At 36.4% G+C, this 19,381-nt stretch carries 15 protein-coding genes and 1 riboswitch; of the genes, 5 read left to right on the top strand and 10 right to left on the bottom strand.

Going from position 1 to position 19,381, the window contains the following annotated elements; genetic code table 11:
• Window positions 1-162: 162 nt before the first annotated feature.
• The gene (locus CWR45_RS04440; RefSeq protein ID WP_115748600.1) at window positions 163-1,899 is read right to left on the bottom strand and encodes a phospho-sugar mutase; all 1,737 of its coding nucleotides are present in this window, start codon (window positions 1,897-1,899) and stop codon (window positions 163-165) included.
• Between the two features lie 188 nt (window positions 1,900-2,087).
• On the opposite strand from CWR45_RS04440, the gene CWR45_RS04435 reads away from it, so the two are divergent.
• Complete coding sequence (locus CWR45_RS04435; RefSeq protein ID WP_115748599.1) at window positions 2,088-3,182, top strand: AI-2E family transporter; 1,095 nt, start codon at window positions 2,088-2,090, stop codon at window positions 3,180-3,182.
• Window positions 3,183-3,231: 49 nt separating this feature from the next.
• On the opposite strand, the gene CWR45_RS04430 is transcribed toward CWR45_RS04435, so the two are convergent.
• Window positions 3,232-4,077: a GNAT family N-acetyltransferase gene (locus CWR45_RS04430; RefSeq protein ID WP_115748598.1), complete on the bottom strand. Its 846-nt coding sequence runs from the start codon at window positions 4,075-4,077 to the stop codon at window positions 3,232-3,234.
• A 95-nt stretch (window positions 4,078-4,172) separates the two neighbouring features.
• Here CWR45_RS04430 and CWR45_RS04425 point away from each other — a divergent pair, with 95 nt between their 5' ends.
• Window positions 4,173-4,352 carry an SE1832 family protein gene (locus tag CWR45_RS04425; protein ID WP_115748965.1) on the top strand — a complete coding sequence of 60 codons (180 nt, stop codon included), beginning with the start codon at window positions 4,173-4,175 and terminating at the stop codon, window positions 4,350-4,352.
• A gap of 334 nt (window positions 4,353-4,686) precedes the next feature.
• Here CWR45_RS04425 and CWR45_RS04420 read toward each other — a convergent pair whose 3' ends face one another.
• Window positions 4,687-6,549, bottom strand: a complete 1,863-nt coding sequence (locus tag CWR45_RS04420) for a cation:proton antiporter (protein ID WP_115748597.1) — start codon at window positions 6,547-6,549, stop codon at window positions 4,687-4,689.
• A 247-nt stretch (window positions 6,550-6,796) separates the two neighbouring features.
• Entirely contained in the window at window positions 6,797-7,813 is a 1,017-nt protein-coding gene (locus CWR45_RS04415; RefSeq protein WP_115748596.1) for a DUF1646 family protein, read from the bottom strand.
• Window positions 7,814-8,334: 521 nt separating this feature from the next.
• Here CWR45_RS04415 and recQ point away from each other — a divergent pair.
• Window positions 8,335-10,479, top strand: a complete 2,145-nt coding sequence (gene recQ, locus CWR45_RS04410; RefSeq protein WP_115748595.1) for a DNA helicase RecQ — start codon at window positions 8,335-8,337, stop codon at window positions 10,477-10,479.
• A gap of 169 nt (window positions 10,480-10,648) precedes the next feature.
• Here recQ and CWR45_RS04405 read toward each other — a convergent pair whose 3' ends face one another.
• The 4 genes from CWR45_RS04405 to CWR45_RS04390 form a co-directional block, all read right to left on the bottom strand.
• Window positions 10,649-11,884, bottom strand: a complete 1,236-nt coding sequence (locus CWR45_RS04405) for an erythromycin esterase family protein (RefSeq protein WP_115748594.1) — start codon at window positions 11,882-11,884, stop codon at window positions 10,649-10,651.
• Window positions 11,885-11,935: 51 nt separating this feature from the next.
• Window positions 11,936-12,973, bottom strand: coding sequence for a beta-carotene 15,15'-monooxygenase (locus CWR45_RS04400; protein WP_115748593.1), 1,038 nt, complete (start codon window positions 12,971-12,973; stop codon window positions 11,936-11,938).
• Window positions 12,970-13,413 carry a MarR family winged helix-turn-helix transcriptional regulator gene (locus CWR45_RS04395; protein ID WP_115748592.1) on the bottom strand — a complete coding sequence of 148 codons (444 nt, stop codon included), beginning with the start codon at window positions 13,411-13,413 and terminating at the stop codon, window positions 12,970-12,972. Before CWR45_RS04395 ends, CWR45_RS04400 begins: the two co-directional genes overlap by 4 nt.
• 314 nt (window positions 13,414-13,727) lie before the next feature.
• Window positions 13,728-14,969, bottom strand: coding sequence for an aminopeptidase (locus tag CWR45_RS04390; RefSeq protein ID WP_115748591.1), 1,242 nt, complete (start codon window positions 14,967-14,969; stop codon window positions 13,728-13,730).
• Between the two features lie 222 nt (window positions 14,970-15,191).
• Here CWR45_RS04390 and CWR45_RS04385 point away from each other — a divergent pair, with 222 nt between their 5' ends.
• Window positions 15,192-15,527, top strand: coding sequence for a winged helix-turn-helix transcriptional regulator (locus CWR45_RS04385; RefSeq protein WP_115748590.1), 336 nt, complete (start codon window positions 15,192-15,194; stop codon window positions 15,525-15,527).
• A 117-nt stretch (window positions 15,528-15,644) separates the two neighbouring features.
• Here the strand turns inward: CWR45_RS04385 and CWR45_RS04380 are convergent, their stop codons facing one another.
• Together CWR45_RS04380 and cls are read right to left on the bottom strand one after the other, a co-directional pair.
• Window positions 15,645-16,169: an acyl-CoA thioesterase gene (locus CWR45_RS04380; RefSeq protein ID WP_115748589.1), complete on the bottom strand. Its 525-nt coding sequence runs from the start codon at window positions 16,167-16,169 to the stop codon at window positions 15,645-15,647.
• Between the two features lie 426 nt (window positions 16,170-16,595).
• Window positions 16,596-18,038: a cardiolipin synthase gene (gene cls / locus CWR45_RS04375; protein ID WP_115748588.1), complete on the bottom strand. Its 1,443-nt coding sequence runs from the start codon at window positions 18,036-18,038 to the stop codon at window positions 16,596-16,598.
• 224 nt (window positions 18,039-18,262) lie between these two features.
• Between cls and rarD the strand changes: the two genes are divergently transcribed.
• Window positions 18,263-19,159, top strand: coding sequence for an EamA family transporter RarD (gene rarD / locus CWR45_RS04370; RefSeq protein WP_115748587.1), 897 nt, complete (start codon window positions 18,263-18,265; stop codon window positions 19,157-19,159).
• Window positions 19,160-19,234: 75 nt separating this feature from the next.
• A riboswitch (SAM riboswitch) is annotated at window positions 19,235-19,353 on the top strand.
• Window positions 19,354-19,381: the final 28 nt, after the last annotated feature.

Genomic DNA, 19,381 nt, shown 5'->3' with positions numbered 1-19,381 from the left:
CTACTCCCCTTTTTTAAAGATTATACGCTTATTATTTATAGAAGTTAAGTAGATTATCCATTACCGGGATCTAATTCATTCTATTCCTCTTTTGTCTAAATTTAAACAAGCAACCATCCCTTGGCAAAGAATGGTTGCTTCTATTTTCTCTCATATAATTGTCTACTGATTGATGATTCCGGCGATAATTCCGTCCATTTTTTCTTGTAAAGCTACTAATTTTTGTTTGCTCGCTTCACTACTATTTCCACAAACACCGAAATAGCATTTAATTTTAGGCTCTGTACCAGATGGACGCAGACAAACCCAAGCGTTTTGTTCGAGCATGAATTTCATCATGTTTTCTCTTGGTAAATTAATTTTCTCTTTCCTATCTTCCTTCATAACAATTCGTTCACCTGATAAGTAGTTTTCTACCTTTTCAACCTTTAATCCTGCAATTTCCTTAAATGGTTGTTCGCGAATGGCTTGCATAATGTTCGTTATTTGCTGCCCGCCTTCTTTTCCTTTTAGAGTCAATGATGACAAGCCCTCCAAATAATAACCATGCTTTCCGTATAGTTCATCTAATGCATCGAATAATGTTTTCCCTTGCTTCTGCCAATAACTCGCCATTTCTGCAGCCATTACTGCCGCTTGAATGGCATCTTTTTCACGGACAAAGCTGCTAATTAAATAACCATAGCTTTCTTCATAGCCAAAGACGAAGGTTTCTCCTGTTGAGGTGAATTGATTAATCTTCTCACCAATATATTTAAATCCGGTTAAGGTATCAATGGTTTCCACTTTGTAGGAATTAGCAATCGCTCTGCCTAATTCTGTTGTAACAACGGTCTTAATCATTCTTGCATTCTGATAGACGACGGGATCATTACGTTTTAGAATATAGTCTAAAAGTAGAGAACCTAATTGATTTCCAGTTAATACTTGATATTCCCCACCTTTTGTCTTTACGGCAACACCTAACCTGTCTGCATCTGGATCGGTACCAAGTAAGATATCTGCGTTCACTTGTTTCCCTAATGCAATTGCTCGACTAAATGCTTGATGTTCTTCTGGGTTTGGTGACTCGACAGTGGAAAAGGCTGGATCTGGTATCGCTTGATCCTCCACCACATGAACATTTGGAAAATGAAGCTGTGCTAATCCTCTCGTGACAAGTTCAAGTCCTGTTCCGTGTAAAGGCGTATAAACAATTTTTAGCTCTTTTTCCTGATTTAATGCCACTGAATCCAGGCGACTAATTTGCGCTAATCGCTCTAGATAAGCATTGTCAACTTCTTTTCCTACCCACGTTATTAATCGTTTTGCGGTTAATTGCTCTAACTCCAAGTATGGCACTGATAATTCATCATCCGTTTCTTTAATAGATGCGATAATTTTCTCTGCCTCTTCAGGAACAATCTGACCACCAGTTTCATTGTATACCTTGAAGCCGTTATATTCCGGCGGATTATGGCTCGCAGTAATCATCACCCCTGCCACACTTCCTAAATATCGTACTGCAAATGATAGAATTGGAGTTGGTCTTAACGATTCAAATACATGAGTACGGATCCCATAATAACCTAATACTTTTGCCACTTCGACTGCAAACTCTTTTGACATATAGCGTGAATCATAAGCAATTACTACGCCACGGTCCTTCACATTTACACGATTAGCTAGCAAATAGTTCGCTAATCCGTTTACCGCTTTTCTTACTGTATATATATTCATCCGATTAACGCCCGGACCTAATATGCCTCGCATTCCACCAGTTCCAAATGTTAATTCTTTATAGAAAGCATCCTCTAATGCTTGATTATTTGTTTCTATTTCATCCAATTTCGCTTTAAGTGATACATCAAGATTTTGAAACGTACTCCACTTTTGAAAGACCTGTTGCCAACTTTTCATCTAATTCTATTCCCCCATGATTTATGTATGTTCAAATAGTAGCATATTCCGATTGAATATTCTATCCTATATGTTTACTGTCTTCTCCATATGGCAAGAATAATAGTTATATAGGAAACCATACTTCCTATTATTGGGTTTTAAGAGTAAAATAGTATTAAATATTATTATCGGAAAGTGGTGATGTAGTGGTTAACAAACGATGGTTTAGCGTATTACTCTTCTTAATTATGTTCTTTCTATTAATTCTGCTAATGAATTCTACTAAGTTCGTATTTGTACCATTTATACAATATTTGGGAGCTGTTGCATTTCCAATTATAGGTGCAGGTATTCTTTATTATTTAACAAAGCCATTAATGCATTTTTTAGAAAAACGGAAAGTTCATCGCATCGCTTCTATTATTATTATATTCATTACAATAATCGTAGTTGTAGCGTTATTCTTGCTATTCATTTGGCCAATCGCTCGTGATCAATCAATCAACCTATTTGAAAGCATTCCAACGATGATTGTTGCTGTAGAGAATTTCATTGATTATTGGCAGGAACATTACACACTTATTCCAGATGCAGTGCTTGATCCAATCATAAGCTTCACTGACGAATTGCCAACCCATATTGAAACGGTAGTAAACTATCTGTTCGGATTTATTGGTGGATTTATCGGTCAAGTAATCAGTATTGCTGCAGGGTTAGTATTGATCCCATTCTTCCTATTCTTTATGTTAAAGGATGGTGATAAATTGGTACCGTTTATTACACATATCTTTAAAAAGAAAAAAGCAAATAATATCCGAAGTTTATTAGGTAAATTGGATGCGGTATTAGGTTCTTTTATCCAGGGACAGCTTATTGTTAGTTTTGTTGTTGGTGTCCTATTATTAATCGGCTACCTCATTATTGGCCTTGATTATGCAGTAGCACTTGCTTTGTTCGGAATGGTAACAAATGTCATTCCATATTTAGGACCATTTCTTGCCGTTACACCAGCACTGATTGTTGGAGGAATTCAAGATCCATATAATCTTATCTGGGTATCGATTATTATGATTGTTGCTCAGCAATTTGAAAGTAATATCGTTTCACCAAACGTAATGGGGCAAGCATTAAACTTACATCCATTAACCATCATTACGGTAATTTTGGCTGCGGGAAGTATTGCCGGTTTCTTAGGAATTGTCTTCGCAGTACCGGCATATGCTGTTATACGAACAATCATTGTTCACTTCTATGAAACCTATGTGGACTCGAAGAAAAATAAAGAAGAAGCTTTACTTTAAATTTTCAAAAAAGCAAGGGAATAGTAGCGCACTATTCCCTTGCTTTTTGTTAATCTATTTTTTCAAAATGATAGACAATCGATGTACCGACTTCTTTGTAGCCGATTTTCTTATAAATGCTATTTGAAGTTGGGTTGCTTCGATCCGTGTACAAACTACAGAACTTCAGACCTTCATCTAAAAGCTTTTGGCTTAGTGCAGCTACAACATTAGTTGCATAACCATTTCGTTTAAACTCGTCTGGTGTGAAAACAGCATTAACGGTCGCGCCATGCTTCGTCTGTCTAGACTTATTAACCATCGATACCGCTCGATTCTTTAATTTCCAAAGATAAACCGATCCATTTTCTAAATACGTCCGCGCGAGAATGGATGCCCTTTGTTCAGTAATTGGCACCCTGGCCTCAATGCCAAATTGAATTAACCAGCTTTTTATTAGTGAGTAGTCTTCATTACTTGCTTGAACTAGCTGACCGTTTCCGTCGATTTCTACCTGCACCAAATCGAGTTGATAAATCAATTCATTCATATGCAAGTTAGCGTTTCTTTTACTCAAATTCTCATATTTGCTGACAAATCTTTCAACATATAGATCTGGTCCAAGGACGCCTGGAACATGTAAATCCTTATCATATATGAAGCTAGCAATCTCTTCCAAGACCGCTTTTTCTACACTTTCGACATCTGCCAATATCCAGTTATGCGGAGGTGTTTGCATGAATGCATAGATAACTTCTCCATCGCGTTCTACGTACCCTAGATAGCAATCTGGTTCGTCCTCTTGAAAGTTCCCTAACAAGCCCAATATTAAATTATTGCAGCATTCTTTTTTCAATAATAATGAATCCACCTTGTTCCTATAGTCTGAAACAGAAGTTGCTAATGAAAGCTTCATACTATTCCTCCCCCTTTTTTTCTAATATTAACGAATTTTCTTGTTATGTAAAGCCATTTTCACTAAACTAAGAGTAGAGGGGTGGTTTATCGATGATGGAGAAAAGAGAACTGCAAGCAAAGCTTGATGAATTAAAGTCAGATTATGTTCGAATTCAAAGTGATATGGATAAATTAGAATATGTGCGTGGAAGGGTTTCCTCCGCTGAGCAGCAATTAATTCGTTTAGAGGACGAAATTGCGGAAGTAAATCGCCAATTAGATAAAATAGAGTGACGCTAATATAAGCGTCACTCCTTCTATATTTTTTGCTTTTTTTGTTAAGCGAGTTTCATTTACAAGTGGCTCGATTCTTTTAGCTAAATCAATTAAGTTTGCCGTTTCTAGTTACTGCACAATACCAGCGGAAGAAATACACGAAGACTCCTACGGGAAGAAGAGCCTAGGTGAGACTACGAAGTGCGTCAGCACAAGAAGGCTCACCAGCTCCCTTAGGATGCGCGAAGTGTATTTCTGGAGCGACTGGTCCGAGAGCCCTTGGTACATTAAACTACCTCGCAGTTTATCTAAAATTAGCTATGAATGATACGAATCAAGTTTTTTTGAATCGTTATTTTTGATTTTCATTTTCATCTTCACGAATGCTTTCTATTTTCGCTTGAATCTTCTCTTTTTCCTTTGTTGGCGGTGTCAAGCTGATAATCTTATCCCCTGTTGACGGTACAGTACGCATTTCTTCTGAATAAAATTTCAGTTGGCCAGATGGTTTTATTAAATATAAGAAAACAGTCTCGTCATCCTTTTCAGCGACGTATTGTTCATGACTAAATTGCTCTGTCAGTGTGGTCTGTCTAAATACATAGCCCTCTTCAAGCTTTTGGAGCAAATCCTCTAAATAAAATTTCTTATCAAACAGGATTCGCCCGCCAACTTTGGAAACAATACCTGTTGAATAACCATTTCCATATTCTGTATATGGGCTAATTTTAAAGACATTGGTTCTTCCATACTCTGGTACAAATGTTGTACAAGCCAATGAATTATAAGCATGGTCATCTGTAACCGCTAGTAGATAATCATATGGAATCGTATCTAATATATGCTCCGTTTGTTCAGAAAGCATATCACCATAATAAAAGGAAACTCCGGCTTTACGAGCGAGACTTAGATTTTCCCAATTCGAATCAACGATAATAACAGGAATATCTGCCTTTGATAATGACTTTGACAATTCAACGGTAAATTTATTACTACCAATTAACAACGCTCCAGGGTGCCCTTCTGATGATAGGCCAAGCTTCTTTGCTAGCCAGCCAATGGAAAACCCATGAGCAACAACGGTAAAGATGACGAGTGCAAAGGTTAAAGCTGTTAGAATTTCCGCATCCTGATATCCAGCATCAAGCAGGATCGTCGCAAAATAGCTAGAAACCGTTAAAGCAACAATCCCTCGTGGGGCAATCCAGCCTACTAATGTTTTCTCATTAAGTGATAATCCTGTCCCGATGGTTGATAAGAATATCGATAATGGTCTGACTGCAAACATCATTAATAGAACATAGCCAATAATATTCGGGCTAAATATTTGCAGTAATGTCTCCCTTTCGAGCGAAGCAGTCAGCATAATAAAAATGCTCGACGTTAATAAAACGGTAATATTTTCCTTGAAATGTCGCATATCGGAAATTGAACTTATCCCTAGGTTTGCAAGTGTCAGTCCCATTGCAGTGACAGAAAGAAGTCCCGTTTCATGCATAACAATATCTGCTAAGGTAAAGCAGAAGATAACAACAACTACAACTACAGGCGATTTTAGAAACTCTGGAACATGCCCCTCTTCGAACAACCAACCTAGTCCTCTACCCAAGACCCAACCTAATAGTACTGCAAAAATAGAAGCAGCAAAGAACAATAGGAGATGTGTTATATCTGGAATAACTCCCGTTAAAAATTCAATAACCTTGAAAGCAAAGACAGCAAGTAATGCACCAAATGGGTCAACAATTATTCCTTCCCATTTAAGAACTTTTGCTGGTCTAGGATTTAACTTTGCTTGACGAAGTAGTGGCATGATAACGGTCGGACCCGTTACGATAAACAATCCACCGATCACAAACGCTACGGCCCATGATAATCCCGCAACATAATGAGCTGTTAATGAACCTAAAATCCAAGCAATAAATGCACCAAGTGTCGAGATCCTGAAAACAGGCTTACCGATATCACGAAGCTCCTTAAAGTTTAAGTTCAAGCTGCCTTCAAATAGAATAATTGCTACAGCAACTGAAATAATTGGGCTATATAAATCGCCGAATCCTTCTTCAGGGTTTATTATTCCAAAGATTGGCCCGACTAATAATCCCGTTATCGACATAACGACTATTGCTGGCATACGGTAGCGCCATGCAATCCATTGTGAGCCAATACCTAATATACCAATTAGCATGATTTCAAATAATTCTAAAGGGAACATCTTACACCTCCAACCAAAAATAATATATTGACAGTTTATAGGTGAATGGAGGAAATGTAAATTATTAAGTGGAAATAAAAAACGTTGAGCTCCAATTAAAATTTATCAAATTGGAACCAACGCTTTCTTTAATAAGATAAGCGAGTATATTATTCTTTTTCTATTTGATAAGCCTTCTCCAGCATTTGTGTAAAGCTGCGGGGAGGCTATCTTTACTTTACGAATCTAACAACTGCCTTCCTAATCGTTAACTAGCTAAAATTAGGTAAATATAGAAGATAACCATTCCCACTAGACCAATTGGAACACCATATTTAGCCCATTCTTTACTCGTAATTCCTAACTTATTTGCTGAAATAATATTTGGGATGTTTCCTGGGATTAACATTCCCCCACTAATAATTAAACCAAGTAAAAGGAAGCGAATGGTTTCTGGATCCATTGCTGGGCTTATTTCCGCAGCAGCTAATGTTGCATTATCTAGAACAGCTGAAATCATATTTATCCAATATAGTACAGATGGACTTAAGTCAAGTAAGTAAAGGTTCACCAAAGTCTCATAACCTGCACCAAGTAGAGTAAGGCCCATTACGAATAGATAAATATTGATCGAGCGAATAATAATTTCCTTATAACTTTCTTCACTATTATCTCCAGTCGCTATTTCAGTATTTTCCTTTGGTTTTAAGAAGAAGAATGAAAATACACCTATAATCACAACAGCGACAATTACTTCTATACCAATTAAATCAAATAGGTAGAAGAAATCCTCATTTAGTTTACTCGTTGTAATTGTTGACAAAGGTTCCCCAAGCGGTGTTAAGACAGCACCTAAGCCGATTGAGAAACATGCTAGTATTACTGCTTGTATTTGCGTCTTTCGATCAAGCTGTAAAATACTAATGATTGCTACTAAAACAATTGCAGCGACAATCGCTGTGATAACACTAGAAATAAGTCCTAAAATAACGATGATAATCGCTAAAAATAAACGAATACTCATTGCTTGGCTTACTTTCAAAATCCCTTTTTCAATTGGTGTTTTTAACCACTTAAATAATAAACCAGCAATTAATACTGCGAGTGTAATATTAACTGGATCCTTTAAGGCATGAGTAAATAATTCCCAATTTAGAACACCAGCAACAATCGCTGATAATAGACCCATCACAAATAAAAATACTTCTAGATTTTGTTCAACCGGCTTAACAAAGAACGGTAAAAACAGTACAAGTAATAATATAATTATCAGACCAACAGTCATAAACTTAACCTCCAACCTTTTATGTACATAATTTTATAACTTATTATAGTTTCAAGAAAATAGAATAATAAGTCGATTCATTTCTAACTTTACCATTTTTTATAGAAAAAGGAAAATTCCACAAATTTCAATTATTTGTTGAGTTTGAAATACGGATGATTAATTGAAACCTGTAATCTCCTAAGGTGACTAATATAGACTAGCGAAAATAACTTTTGATTAATAGCTAATCCTATCCGACCTATCTCCTCATTTATCTGAATAGTCCCTATCCTATAGTAAATAAAAAAGAGCCTGTTAACAAAGAAAATAATCATCCCTTGTTGACAGACTCCACCTAAATCAAACCGTATTTTATTATAAACACACTATAACATATCCTCGTTTAAATTTCTAATTGTTTCATATTTTTTTATCTGAATCGTTATCTGCCAAGGTAATCTTGATATATTTCAATTCAAATTAACCTTTCCAATTATAAATATGATAGGATGAAATTAGAAAAAGGAGGAACAGCTGTAATGTTAGTAAAAGAAGAAAAAATTCTGCAAACGTATTTTGGTTATGAGACCTTTCGTCCTGGGCAAGTTGCTACAATTGAACATATATTACAGTTGAAAAACACACTTGCTGTCATGCCAACAGGAGGAGGTAAATCTTTATGCTACCAGATCCCTGGTTTATCAATGGACGGAACTGCAATTATTATTTCCCCATTAATCTCATTGATGAAAGATCAAGTCGATGCACTAAACTCCTATGGTATTGCCGCTACTTATATCAATAGCTCCCTTACAGCAGGTGAACAACAAACAAGGTTACGCGATATTTCTTCCGGTCGTTATAAATTTGTTTATGTTGCACCAGAGCGATTTGAATCGGGATCATTTGTAAATTTAGTAAGAAAAATTCGAATTGCTCTAGTCGCATTCGATGAGGCACACTGTATTTCTCAATGGGGACACGACTTTAGACCAAGCTACCGTTCAATTGTTCCCAATTTGAAGAAGCTAAATAATATTCCAGTGTTCGTCGCTCTTACAGCGACAGCTACAGAGGAAGTAATTAACGATATTAAGGAATTATTGCATATTGAACATGTTGTTAATACAGGATTCGAACGTGATAATCTATCTTTCCACATTGTTAAAGGGAAAGATAAGACGAGCTATATTCGGTCCTTTCTCCAGGAACATCCAAATGAATCTGGCATCATTTACACAGCAACCCGTAAACAGGCGGATACATTGCATGAACAGCTAACTAGAAGAGGGACAAACGTCGCTAAATACCATGCTGGCATGTCGGAAATCGAGCGTAAACAAGCACAAGCAGCCTTTATACATGATGAGAGCTCAATCATGATTGCCACCAATGCATTTGGAATGGGAATCGATAAATCCAATGTAAGGTTTGTCATTCATTATGCCATGCCAATGAATATTGAGTCCTACTATCAAGAAGCTGGAAGAGCTGGAAGAGATGGAGAACACAGTGACTGTATTTTACTTTTCTCGCAGCAGGACGTACAGCTACAGAAATTCTTAATCGAGCAATCGTTAATGGATGATGCTGCTAAGCAAAATGAGTACCATAAGCTTCAAGAAATGATTAATTATTGTCATACACATAGTTGCTTATCATCTTTTATCTTAGAATACTTCGATGACAAAGTTACAAAAATGACTTGCGGTCGCTGCAGTAACTGTGTGGAACTTAAGGAAAAAGATGACATCACAGAAGAAGCACAAATGATATTATCCTGTGTGAAACGAATGGGCGAACGTTTCGGAGTCGGGATGACAGCAAAAGTATTAAAAGGTTCTCGTGATAAAAAACTAAAGGAATTCCGATTAGACCAGCTCACAACCTATGGAATTATGTCCGCTTATACAGAGAAAGAACTTACAGAACGAATCCACTTCCTTATTGCCGAACGATTGCTTGCAACCGAGGAGGGTAAGTTCCCAACATTAAAATTGAACCAAAACTCTGTTGACGTGCTCAAAGGAAAGCGTCCAGTTGAAATGTTTACTCTTACCATTCCAACAAGTGATGAAGCAGACTATCAAGAAGATTTATTCTCTCAATTACGCACATTAAGAAAACAAATTGCCGATGATAAAGGTGTCCCACCATATGTACTATTCTCCGATGTCACCTTAAAGGAATTGAGTCGATATTTCCCAGTTACAAAAGAAGACATGCTGGAAATCAAAGGTATTGGTGAAAAGAAATATGAGCAATATGGTGAAGAATTCCTTACAATCATTCAAAATTGGCGTAAAGAGAACCCGAATATAAAAGAAAAAATCCGAATTACTGGAGACTCTTCTGCTCCGAGAACAAAGTCCAAAACGGCTGATGATGATCGCCCGAGCCATATTATTTCGTATCAAATGTTCCAATCTGGTAAACAAATCAAAGACATAGCTACCATTCGTGAAATGAAAAAGCAGACAGTTGAAAACCATATTTTCAAAGCATTTGAAGAGGGTCATCCAATTGCATGGGGAATCTTTTTTAATGATGAAGAAGAAGCCGCAGTACTAGCAGCACGCGAACAAATCGAAGAGCCCCAACTAAAGCCTTTGAAGGAAGCATTACCTGAGGGCTATGATTATACGAAAATAAAAGCTGTTTTAGTGAAGAACGGGTTGATGTAGAGTATTAGGATCCGCCTTAAGGAGTGTAAGTGGCCTCATGGCGGGTTTTTTATTGTGATTGTGGGTAGGTTTAGAGCCATTTTCGCTTCGATATTCAAAAGCCAAGTTAAAATAGATGAAGGAAAATAAGTCAGATAGCATTAAATTATTTCCTCCATTCTTAGAAATTCTATATATAATGAGGTGGCGAAACCTCTTTCACAAAAAATATCCCATCAAATTGCTCTGCTGGTGTTATCAATTTTTGCATCGTACCATGCTCTAATATTAACGTTTTTTCAAATATCCACTTATTGAATGATCGTGGATTGACATTTGAGAAATCCAGAAACGAAATCACTGAATCGGTATGATTCATATAATCCTCTAAACTCTTTTTCGGAGGTTTGCCAATTTTATAGACTGTTCGATTAATCAAAGCTGCCTCTCCTTCATACATAAAAAGTCCAATGTAATAAGAGTCATCCATCAATGCTTTGCTTATTAATGACCCCATTGGTCTGTACTTCGTAATTGATTGATAATTTTTATAAATATGAGCATTGTGGGCCCAAATGATAATCTTTTCATTGGGATATAATTCATTACAAATCCATTCTAAGTTAGCTGCCATTACTTGATCTCGGAATTTGGAATAAACTCTGTCGTTATCAGTAAAATGATTTAAAAATAGGCGTTTATTGTCCAATGCCTTCTTAATGAATTTATAGGGCATGTCCAAAGCAATATTAATAAAATACTTTTTAATATCGTTCAGTATATGATGTAAACGATCTATCCGCTCATTTTGTTCTTTTTGAAATAATTTATATTCCTGCAAAATATCTTTGGGCACTCTCTTTCTTCTTGCTTTATATTTGCCCATACGGTCATACCAATCGGCTGTTTTTTCTTCCACATTTTGTATATTGATTATAAATTCCTGTGGGAAGTCAATATTTATCTTATCCAAAAAGTCCGTCAACAAACTCTGTTTCATAGAGGGCTGAAAATCAAAACCTATAAGTTTCAACTCCCTGTTATCTTTTATTAACCCAAATAATGGATATGTTTCTTCTGTTTTCCACAATGAAAAAATGGATTTATCCAATAATTGTTTCGCTGAAAGTTCATCTTTAACATAGTTAGAGGTATAACATTCCGTTAACCCGCTTTCGAATGCTATCACTTTAAATCCCATTTTATGATAGAGATAGTGAACGACTTTATTCTTAAGCAGGTTATGCTCTCTAATTCCATGCCCATTTTCGCCTAACCAAACAATTCTTTTCTCACTAATCACTTCCTCTAAGAATGAGAAATCTTCAAACTTACTTGTTGCCAAATCATTGATTCCATAAGAATGATCTTTGACCCAATTGGTATAATCGTTATACTTTCTATTAATAAATGGAAAGTTTAACATAGTAACCTCCTATTAATACGATTAGATGATGCTTCATGACTTTCCTGCAAATTAGCTATTTCTTTTTATTCCTTCCAACAGGATCTGTTTCAGCTCAGCAGGACTATCAGAACGAATGGCTATTTTTGAGTAAGCTTTCTTTATTCCCATTAAATAGGTCACTTTCACTGGATTATTCATATGTAATATAAAATCAGGATATACTTTTTCAAAATCACTAACCAGAAAATCAATCGTATCCTTGGCTAATTTCCTCTCCAATATAGCCGAGTCTTCTACTATATTTTCAATATTATCAAATTCTATTTTCATACGTTTGAATAACCCCATAGAAATATACATTGCTCGGTTATCTGCGTAGATTGGGTTTAATCGAAGGGCTTGAATGTTTCCTATTATTAATATGAACGTGTAGATATTCATAATTAACAGAATTACTGAAAGGATAACCGATACGTTATGAAGCCACCAATGGACAGCTAAAGTCTCTATAACCAATGCATGGAGTAACATCCCTTGAACCGCTATGTAGCTTGTATTTTTATAAAGGGTTACTCCCGAAGCCGGTTTCTCCTTCCAGCTAAAAAATGCGTAATAATATATTAATCCTTCTGAACAAATCACATGGATGATCGGATTGTTCTTAACATACCGGTCCACTGCCTGCTGAAATGAAAAGATAACAGGTAGTGAACTCCCTTTAACATCATTTATTACTTTTGGCATATAACGAACAAACGCGATAATCAGAACAATTTCATAGAAGATGATGACCGCTTCAATAGCTATTCCAGTCCAAATGACGGGTTCAAAAGGCAGCAGCATGCTAGAGGGAATTACTACTCTTGCTAAAATGCAACCTGCCGCAACTAGCGCAATTGCTAGTTTAATAGAAAATTTCTTCCTATACAGCATGAAAAAAACAGGCACAAATATGATTAGATCAAATAATGATCCAAAAACAACTAAAGCAGTATCTGTTGGTAATATAATATTTCCTAGATTCGTATTGTATAATACAATATTACTACCTAAAATCAAACCAAGTAATAATAACCAGATATACTTGCCTCTTTCTACAAGAATCATTGCCTCTTCTCCTCTAGAATCGCATTTAGTTTGTTAAAAATCTTTGCTAACTGTTCCAAATCCTCTAAGGGCAACTGACCAAAAACATCTCTATAAATTTCTTCATCCAGCTTTCTTGATTCTCCGATGTACTGATTTCCTTTCGCCGCTAAATGTAAAATTATTTCCCGGCGATTATTTTTATTAATTACTCGCTCAATATATCCTTTATCCTCCAGTTTATTTAACAGCTGACTTATTGCGCTTGTTGATACATTTAATTGTTCTGCTAAATCCTTAGTTGAAGTAATACCATGTTTAATATATTCCAATACCAAGACTTGCTTTACGGTTAATTCATTATTAATCCTATTATCATATTTCTTTGCTAGTTGGATGCTTAGATTATTTAGTAAATAATTTATCTGATGTATGATGTCCTTCTTTTTCAATAATTTCATTACCTTCCTTAACAGTTAAGTTTTCTTAATTATATAGTTATTTAAATTATTTGTAAATAATAAATCAGAAAATTCGAGTTTTTATTATCTCTTCTGTTCCCGCAAGATATAGCAGTTGAATGCTTATGGTATGACTAGTTATTTTTTCTTATAATCAGCAGAAAATAATATTAAAAAAGAAGCACAAGAAGTTATCATTAACGATAATTTCCTCTGCTTCTTTTATTATTCTGTTTGCTTTAATTCTATAGTCATTTTAGTCACATTACTTACTTTATAATTGGTAAATTCCTGATCTAATAGATCTCCACCACTTACCCCTTCACATCAAGTGCCCAAGTTCCGCTTCGGAATACGGCTTCCGTCGTCCCATCCTGTTTCACACCGTCGATATCCAACTGATTTGAACCAATCATGAAGTCTACATGGATTAAGCTATCATTAACCCCATGCTCGTCCAGCTCTTCTGCGGTCATTGCTGCTCCACCTTCTAGATTTGTTGGGTATGCTTTTCCTAAGGCAATGTGGCAGGACGCATTTTCATCAAATAACGTATTATAGAAAATTAACCCGGATTGCGATACTGGAGATTCATCTGGTACAAGTGCAATTTCACCAATTCGACGTGCGCCTTCATCAGCATCTAATAGATGACTTAATACTTCCTCTCCTTGTTCCGCTTTAAAATCAACCACTTTTCCATCCTTAAAGGTAAGACTGAAATTATCAATGATGCTGCCGCCATAATTTAATGGCTTTGTACTTGCAACCGTTCCATTCACATGATATTTATGTGGCATTGTAAATACTTCTTCTGTTGGCATATTTGGATTAAACATGACACCGGTTTCTGCTTTTGCAGAACCACCCTTCCAAATATGCCCTTCTGGAAGCTCGATTTCCAAATCAGTACCTGGTGATTTGAACACTAGCTTTTTGTAGTTTCGGTCATTTAATACTTCACGTGCAGTTTTCAATGTTGCATTATGTGCATCCCATGCAGCGATTGGATCCTCTTGATCAACACGAACAATTTTTAGAATAGCATCCCATAAGCTTGCTATAGCATCTTCACGAGTTTTATCAGGGAAAATTTTCTGTGCCCAATCACCTGAAGGAATCGAAATAATTGACCAAGGAATCCGGTCATTCATCGTATAAGAGCGGAAGTTTTTCATTTTTTCTGCGCTAGCTTTATTTGCTTTCGCAACTCGAGCTGGATCAATATTTTGCAATAAATCTGGATTGGTAGAGCGAATGCTTAGCACTGCTGCTCCTGCTTCTGCATATGTATCATGTAACGCAACTTTCCAGTCAGGATAATCTGCAATTACCCCATCTGGAGCATTTTCATATTTCAGTAATGTCAGCTCGTCATCTGCCCAATTAATATGGACGTCACTTGCACCTAATTCATATGCTTTACGTACTACTATTTTGGCAAAATCAGCACCTTCAATTGTTGCATTAATCATTAATGGCTGTCCTTTTTGCAAATTAACACCAGTTTGCAATGCTAGTGCTGCATATTTCTCAAGTAATTGTTGCTCTATCATCTTTATACCTCCAATATAAAATTTACATAGCCTTATTCTGTCACAACTAAATGAAAATTACCAAAGATTTATTTCGTATTTCTCATTAGCCATACATTGGGTTTATTTACGTAAGATAAACTTTATGTTAAAATGATATTAAGTTACTAATTGTAATTAATTATTACGGGCATTCTATTATATATACACGAATTCAATTTTAAGTAGAGTGAGGTGAAAATGATGAAGGAATTTAACTTATGTCCGCGTTTTGAAAAAGCGATGGGTCTGCTTAGTACACGCTGGGTTGGACTAATCTTGTTTGACTTGCTAAATGGTACAAAGCGTTTTTCAGAGATGGAAGCGGACTTGCCAATCAGTGGCAGACTACTCTCCGATCGCTTAAAAATGCTTGAAAAAGAAGGGATTGTTGAGCGGAATATCTATTCTGAATTTCCAGTTCGGATTGAGTACTCTCTATCGAAAAAAGGTAAAGAACTAGAGCCGGTAATAAAAGAAATTCAATCCTGGGCGGACCAACACGTAACACATGAAGAAGTAGCAGAGAAAGACGCATAATAAGGTTAAGGACTGCTTTTATTGCAGCCCTTTTTTTTGTTTAGAGAGGAATACGAAATAGCTGTTCAGCATATGTTACTACTTTCCAAAACCACAATGGGTAAAGATATCCATAATCTACTTATCTTTGTCCCACAAAAAGTCTGCTCCTAATTCATTCGCAAGCTCTTTTGATCTATTTTTCCTATCTTTTCGTTGCTGCGCTCGAATTGACCCACTTTCAAAGAGTTGTTTTTCTAGCTCTGTTTCTGGGTAAACTGGCGGGACAGGAACCGGCTTTCCACTTTCGTCGATTGCAACAAAAGTCAGGAATGCTGTATTACAAACCCTTTTTTCTTCAGTCAGAAGGTTTTCTGTAATTACTTTTACGAATACTTCCATTGACGTCCGATGGGTCCAAGTAACAAATGCTTCAATCGTAATCGAATGCCCAACCCTTACAGGCGCTAGAAAATCGACCGAATCCGTTGAAGCTGTTACAACGGGCTGTCTAGCATGCTTGATCGCGGCAATCGATGCAACATCATCAATATGTGCAAGTAGTCTTCCACCAAATAGTGTGCCGTGAATATTCGTGTCTGGCGGAAAAACCTGCGTAGTTTTTACTGCTAATGAATCCGCACAAGATTTTGCCTCTAACATAACATTTCTCCTCATTTATTATTTCTTTTATATATGCTCTATTTCGTTAGTTTGTTGCTGTTTAGATAAACTGTGAATTAACTGTGGATGATATTTGCTTCTTTGGCTGTCGCTCCAGAAATACACTTCGCTTTCCGCGGGCGGCTGGTGAGCCTCTTTGTGCTGACGCACTTCAGAGTCTCACCTAGGCCGTTTTTCCCGCAGGAGTCTTCGTGTATTTCTTCCGCTGGGGATAGTGCAGTATTTAGCGACAAAAGAATGGCAAAAAAACTATCTATCGAAGCTGAATATTTTAGATACTGGCGACTCGTGTATAAATAGCAACTGCTAGCCCGATTTGTGTAATTACAATTGTCATTAGTCCACACTTTATATCAACTGTGAATTTTCATCCATCACATGAAAGCCAATGCTTCTAATACGTCCTCATAGAACTGGTGAAATTAATCGTGATACTGATTCTTTAAAGCGAATACCAACCGATCGCTTTTCGTATAGCTTTCTGGTCATTTGCGTTGATAGCTTAATATCATCATAAAAAGCATGAAGCAACCGAGTCGTTGTTTCCTCATCATAGATAAAAGCATTTACTTCAAAGTTTAGGCGAAAGCTGCGGACATCGATATTTGCCGTACCTACAGATGATATTTTCCCGTCTACTACAATGGTCTTCGCGTGGAGGAATCCATTTTGGTAGATATACACTTCTGCACCGGCATTCAGTAAATCACCACAATTCGACAATGTTGCCCAATAAACAAATGGGTGATCTGGTTTATTTGGGATCATAATTTTTACATCTACACCTGATAATGCCGCAATTCTTAATGCATCCCGGAGACTTTCATCGGGGATAAAGTAAGGTGTTTGAATGTAGATATATTTTTTTGCGGATAAAATCATTTTGATATAACCATTCTTAATTTGTTCCCATTCCGTGTCAGGACCACTCGACACAATCTGGAGGCCGACATCCCCTGCAGACTCAGCAGCATAATAACGATCTTCAGGTAATATATCATCTCTTGATGCTTGATTCCAATCCAAGACAAACCTTGCTTGCATATTTTGGACCGAATGTCCTATTACGCGTAAATGTGTGTCACGCCAATATCCAAACTTTTTGTACTTACCTAGATACTCATCACCAATATTAAAACCACCGATATAGCCTATTCTTCCATCAATTATTGCTAGCTTACGATGGTTTCGGTAATTAATTTTGAAATTGATCTTTGCAATTTTGGACGGGAAGAAGGCCTCAACCTGAACTCCATTTTGCCTTAACCGTTTAACATAGCTCCGTTTCATCGTCCTTGATCCCAAATCATCATATAATAGTCGAACCTGAACACCTTCATTTACTTTCTTAATTAAGACGTCTGCGATTCGTTGCCCTAGCTCATCATGTCTAATTGTATAATATAACAGGTGAATATGATCCTTCGCCTTTTCCATATCCTGTATCAATGCTTTGAATTTCACTTTACCATCTGTGTATATATCCACTTGATTATCTTGTGTAAAAATAGCATCATCATTTCGAAGATGCAAGTAAACTAAGTCTGAGAAATGATTGATTTCCTCATCTTTAAATTCAAACCGTTTCTCTTCCAGTGCCCGAAGCTGCGATTGCACTGTTGTTTTTACTTCAATCCTTGTTTTCTTATCCCATGTGAAAATACGACTTCCACTTATTGGCTTTCCGAAAATCAAATAGAGAATAAAGCCTAAAATTGGGATGAACATAAGAACCATTAACCATGCCCAAGTAGAAGTTGCGTCTTTCCGTTCTAAAAATACAATAGAAATACCAAGTGCAATATTTAGTAATATGATTGATGCTAATAAATAAGTAAGTATTCCCATCGTAAACCCCCTTCTACCTGTATAGACTATAGAAAATTATACTACTACAAATATAGCATATAACTATGTCTTTCGTTAATTTTTTATTATTCCTCCTAACTTCACCTAAGAAAGTAAAGGAGGTTATTAAAGCATATTAGTTATTATCCAGAATAGAATTCTTTTCTTTGCCTAATTTCCGAATTCGATCTAGAATAAACTTACTATTAGTGAGGAAGTGAAATATGAAATCAGAATCATTGAAACTTGGAATTTTTTATACAATCAGCGCATATATACTCTGGGGATTCTTGCCAATTTACTGGAAGCTAGTCGATGATGTACCTGCCGGTGAGATTTTAGCACATCGAATTATTTGGTCATTTGTCTTCATGGTTGTCCTCGTCTTGCTGACCCATAATTGGTCAAGCTTTATTCAAGCTTCTAAGCAAATGTTTCATAATCGGAAGCAATTAATTGGCATCACACTTGCCTCCATACTTATCAGCATTAATTGGTTAACATTCATTTGGGCGGTAAATAGTGAACACGTAATCCAAGCGAGCCTCGGTTATTACATCAATCCGTTAATCAGCATTTTACTAGGTGTTATTGTTATGAGGGAAAGGTTGACAAGAAGACAGATTTTGTCCTTTATCCTTGCAGCATTTGGCGTCCTTTATTTAACCTTTAGCTTCGGTGTCTTTCCATGGATATCATTACTCTTAGCAATTTCATTTGCATTTTATGGCCTGCTGAAAAAGATGGTAAATGTAAGTGCAATGTTCAGTTTAACGATTGAAACGATGATAGTCACACCAATTGCTTTTATCTATTTATTACTATTGCCGGAAAATATCTTTAGCTTTACGAGTCCTACCTCCTTGACGAATGTTGTCCTAATAGGTGGTGGTGCCGTAACTGCCATTCCTTTATTACTGTTTGCAGTTGGAGCTAAACATATTCCTCTCACGATGATTGGGTTTTTACAATACATCAACCCTACCATAATGCTAGTCTTGGGAGTGTTTCTTTATGATGAAACCTTTACAAGTGCACATTTGATTGCCTTTTTATTTATTTGGTCGGCCCTAATTATCTATATGCTGGCAGCATATAGGCGACCAGTTCGTAATCGATAATTTGAATTATCAAAAAATATGATTGACATTATTAATGAATAAGTTTATACTAATTTATAATTTAGATAATTTAATCTCTTATCAAGAGTGGTGGAGGGAATAGGCCCTTTGAAGCCCGGCAACCTTTAAGTTAGATTTTCTAATTTATTACGGTGCCAAATCCTACAGGTCTCTCGTGATCTGGTAGATAAGAGGAGGACCGGTTTGCGCATACGCCCTCTT

It is taken from the genome of Oceanobacillus chungangensis, from assembly GCF_003369565.1.
Classification (GTDB): Bacteria; Bacillota; Bacilli; order Bacillales; family Amphibacillaceae; genus Oceanobacillus; species Oceanobacillus chungangensis.
Note: the sequence above shows the minus strand (reverse complement) of the source record. Positions and strands in the feature narration are given on the sequence as shown.

Excerpts from the sequence above, each read along its gene's own strand:
- CWR45_RS04420 (WP_115748597.1), bottom strand. The coding sequence starts at position 6,549 with ATGTTCCCTTTAGAATTATTTGAAATCATGCTAATTGGTATATTAGGT.
- CWR45_RS04440 (WP_115748600.1), bottom strand. The coding sequence starts at position 1,899 with ATGAAAAGTTGGCAACAGGTCTTTCAAAAGTGGAGTACGTTTCAAAAT.
- rarD (WP_115748587.1), top strand. The coding sequence starts at position 18,263 with ATGAAATCAGAATCATTGAAACTTGGAATTTTTTATACAATCAGCGCA.
- CWR45_RS04415 (WP_115748596.1), bottom strand. The coding sequence starts at position 7,813 with ATGACTGTTGGTCTGATAATTATATTATTACTTGTACTGTTTTTACCG.
- CWR45_RS04425 (WP_115748965.1), top strand. The coding sequence starts at position 4,173 with ATGGAGAAAAGAGAACTGCAAGCAAAGCTTGATGAATTAAAGTCAGAT.
- CWR45_RS04390 (WP_115748591.1), bottom strand. The coding sequence starts at position 14,969 with ATGATAGAGCAACAATTACTTGAGAAATATGCAGCACTAGCATTGCAA.
- CWR45_RS04405 (WP_115748594.1), bottom strand. The coding sequence starts at position 11,884 with ATGTTAAACTTTCCATTTATTAATAGAAAGTATAACGATTATACCAAT.
- CWR45_RS04430 (WP_115748598.1), bottom strand. The coding sequence starts at position 4,077 with ATGAAGCTTTCATTAGCAACTTCTGTTTCAGACTATAGGAACAAGGTG.
- CWR45_RS04380 (WP_115748589.1), bottom strand. The coding sequence starts at position 16,169 with ATGTTAGAGGCAAAATCTTGTGCGGATTCATTAGCAGTAAAAACTACG.
- cls (WP_115748588.1), bottom strand. The coding sequence starts at position 18,038 with ATGGGAATACTTACTTATTTATTAGCATCAATCATATTACTAAATATT.
- CWR45_RS04395 (WP_115748592.1), bottom strand. The coding sequence starts at position 13,413 with ATGAAATTATTGAAAAAGAAGGACATCATACATCAGATAAATTATTTA.
- CWR45_RS04400 (WP_115748593.1), bottom strand. The coding sequence starts at position 12,973 with ATGATTCTTGTAGAAAGAGGCAAGTATATCTGGTTATTATTACTTGGT.
- CWR45_RS04385 (WP_115748590.1), top strand. The coding sequence starts at position 15,192 with ATGAAGGAATTTAACTTATGTCCGCGTTTTGAAAAAGCGATGGGTCTG.
- recQ (WP_115748595.1), top strand. The coding sequence starts at position 8,335 with ATGTTAGTAAAAGAAGAAAAAATTCTGCAAACGTATTTTGGTTATGAG.